The organism is Candidatus Methylomirabilota bacterium, assembly GCA_035936835.1.
Lineage (GTDB): Bacteria > Methylomirabilota > Methylomirabilia > Rokubacteriales > CSP1-6 > AR37.
In genome coordinates, this window is sequence record DASYVT010000025.1 from 1 (window position 1) to 3,242 (window position 3,242).

Annotated in this window: 3 protein-coding genes; all 3 read right to left on the reverse strand. The window is 66.6% G+C overall.

All coding sequences use genetic code 11. The features are described from left to right. Positions 1-462: 462 nt before the first annotated feature. On the reverse strand, positions 463-690 hold the full coding sequence (locus VGV06_02510) for a hypothetical protein (GenBank protein HEV2054026.1): 228 nt from the start codon (positions 688-690) through the stop codon (positions 463-465). A 217-nt stretch (positions 691-907) separates the two neighbouring features. Then, positions 908-2,587, reverse strand: a complete 1,680-nt coding sequence (locus tag VGV06_02515; GenBank protein ID HEV2054027.1) for an IS1634 family transposase — start codon at positions 2,585-2,587, stop codon at positions 908-910. A 244-nt stretch (positions 2,588-2,831) separates the two neighbouring features. Beyond that, on the reverse strand, positions 2,832-3,242 hold a 411-nt coding region (locus tag VGV06_02520), incomplete at its 5' end, for a hypothetical protein (GenBank protein ID HEV2054028.1).

The following is a 3,242-nucleotide window of genomic DNA, read 5'->3' on the forward strand; positions in this document are numbered from 1 at the left end:
GTGTTCAAGGACGGCGAAGTGGTCGCCGGCACGACGCAGGGCTATGACAGGTCGCGGCCGGGCTTCTTCGTGGTCCCGGCGGATCCGGACTCCAACAACGAGCGCTGCTTCGTTGTGGCCGCGGCCACACAGGAGGTCTCGTTCATCTGAAAGGGCGCGCGACGTGTGTCGTCCCCGTTCAGGGCCGGGCGTGGCTGTCACGGCCCGGTTGTGGTTCGCCAGAAGGCCATCCGGTGGTTCGGCGTGGGTGAGACGCGCGCCTCCGCGTCCAGGTGGTCCGGGTGTAGCCCAGACTCCCAGACGTCGGCCGCATCCAGCACCGCCCTCGCCTCGGGGTCGCCGGGATCTGGTCTCATGCTGCTGCTGCGGCCGCCGCCTGCAGAACGCGCTCGATGATGCCGGCCGCGCGTAGGCGAGCGTCGCGGGAAGGCGAGTAGTAGATCAGGACCGCGACGACGGGGGTCAGCTCATCCGGCAGACCGAGGAGGTGAGCGTGCCGAAGACCGGCGTCTCGGCGTCCGACCTTCGCTCGAGTTCCTCGAGCTGGTGTGCGAGGATTTCAGCGTCGATTCGGTCGAGCCAGGCGTTGAGCCAGGCAACATACTCGTCCGCGAACCAGGAGCGGTACGAGAGCCCGCTGTCGGGCTTGGTCGCCGTGGTCACCGAACACGGGCACAAGTCGGTACGCACGGGCCTGTCTCCGCTGGTGGCGGTCACCGTTTTCCCCCGTCTTTGCTCGACTTGGGGCCCGGTGGGGCCTGGTGTTCGGAGGCCGGAGGGTTTTCGTAATCAGCAGGTCCGCGGTTCAATCCCGCGCGCCGGCTCCATATAATCAATAACTTATGTGGCCTCGGCCTCTGGCAGCTTGAGCGTAGGGTCAGCAAGGGGTCAGCGCGAGTCGGACGCGCTAGCCCCGTTTTCCGCACTTCTGGGCGGGTAGGGTACTGCCTTCGGTCCAGGGGATGCGTACGTCAAGCAGCCCGAGAATCTGGCGCTGCGTGGCGGTGAGCGGATCCAGTTGCGGCCCCTCGTGGGTGAAGGTGAGCCCGAGGCCCTGGAAAGCGGCGAGGATCGATCGGCCGGTGGGAAGGGCGGCGCGCCCTTCGGGGAGGATTCCAGGCAGGGTCCTTCCGGCACCGAGGGCGCGTCGGACGCCGGCCTCGATGATCCCGAACACCAGTAGGGCCAGACCGACGATGCTGATGAGGGCGGCGATGCGGTCATCGTTGTGGAGGAAGAGCGGGCGGACGCGGAGAGTCTGTTTGGCGTCGCGATGTCGCTGCTCCACCACGAACTGGTCCTTGTAGAGGCGAAGGACTCGTTTGGCCGAGAGGCGTCCCGGCAGGTTGGTGGCGAGGGCATAGATGCCGTCGGTGCGCGCGGCTGCGGTGATGGCGGCCCGGTTCCGGCGCCAGCGCAAGGTGGGCTTGCCTTCCCGCATCCCCGTCCGAACCGCCAGGAACGCACGAATGGGCTGGATCAAGATGTTGGCGACCCTGGCCTCCACCTGCTGCAGCGTCTTGTAGTAGCGTCCGCCGAGTCCCCGCCGGATCTTGGCGAGTTCCTCCTCCGCCTTGTTCAGCGCCCGCTCTCGGGCTTCCGCGACCGAGGAGGCTTCCTCGGAGGACCACACGTAGGCCACGCGGAAGGAGTGTTTCTCTCCGGTCTCGGGATCGGTGACGGCGAGTGGGCGAATGGTTCCGCGGTAGCGTGCGCGCTTGTTGGCGGGCAGGTTCTTCTGGCGCGCGGAGACGTAGCGCAAGGGACGCAGGGCTTCCGTGCCGACATCCTCCAGGAACGTGGCGGCGAAACCGGTGCTGGCGCGCAAGGGAACGACGAACTTCAAGCCGGCGCGGTGCGTGGCGCACAGGTTCTTGAAGTGACCCAGGGCGGAATCGGCGCAGATGAGGACACCGGGGCCGAGTAGAGCCGCCAGTCGTTCCAACGCCACTCCGATGCAGGTGAGCTCCGCCGCGTTGCCTGGATGCGGGCGAACGTAGAGGGGGATGCCCTCTGGATTGGTGGCTTGCAGCATTTGTACTTGGCGCGCCACCCGCCGGTCGGATCCCCAGCCCTTGGCGATCAGCTTCGAATCGCTGTACGCGCCGGCGACGCGCAGGGTGGTCAGATCCACGTGGAGCCGGGCGGCATCGGCGCCAAAGGCCTCTACCGCGGCCAAGGCCGCCGCCCCACGCACGCTCTCCGCCACGGGTGCGAATGCTTCCAGCGCCCGACCGAGGCGGTCATCATTGAGCAGCATGCCGGGGACGCCCAGCACCTCGTGCAGGGCCGCGTTGCTGCCCCAGGCCGCGATGTCGTACAGGGGAGCGGGCGCGCAAAGGCGGTTGGCGATCAGGGCCGCCACCACCTCTCCCGTCGTCAGCTCCGCACGTCCGCGCTGGGGCACGTGGCGGTCGACGAGCCCGACCAGGCCCAGTCGCTCGAGCACGTGATGCACCAGAAGCAGGGGGCCGACCTCGCGTCGGAAGCCGACGCGAGGAGGATCGAGGCGCGTAAAGGCGGCGGCGAGCTGGTCGAGTTGGCCCGACGCCTTGAGCTCATCGACGCGCCCGAGGGTGGCCAGCACCCGATGGCGAACCTTCCCCTCTCCTGTACGGAAAGCCTGTACGAGGCGTAAGTAGGTGTAGCGGTTGAGCCCTCGCGTCACCACGTGGCGCTTGAGGTACATGTTGGCCCTACGATATCTGATACCGCCGCAATAGTCAAGCCAATTACGAGTATTGTTGGCCCTACACCGGGCGGCACGCAGGCCGAAGCCGGTTGCCGGCCACGGAAGGGGGACAATGCGGATTTCCGCGGTTTTTCGTGAGCTAAACCGCAGTCGTCCGAAGTCGCGCCCGCAGGCTATTGGCCGGTCGAAGTGGCGGAAGTGCGGAAAACGCGGCTAGCGCGACACGTCCGCCGCCCCACTCCGCTAGGGGCCTCAGTTCCTCCACGCTGGCGTCCTTGAGCATGGGTCGCAACCTTGCCAGAAGAACTCTCTCTACTTCAGACAGAGAGGTCGAGGCATCGAAGACCTCGGGGCTTTTCCTGAGGCGCTCTAGCCTGCCCTGATGCCTCCGCCGGTCGCGTAGGCCGGCCACGCTTCCGTAAAGAAGGCCACCGAAAAACATGACGACGACGAAGTGCGTGACGAACACCATTCCGATGGTGAACCACCAGGTATAACCCGGTGCAAAGAGGACCAAAAGGTATCCGCCTGGGAAGAACAGGGAGGTGCC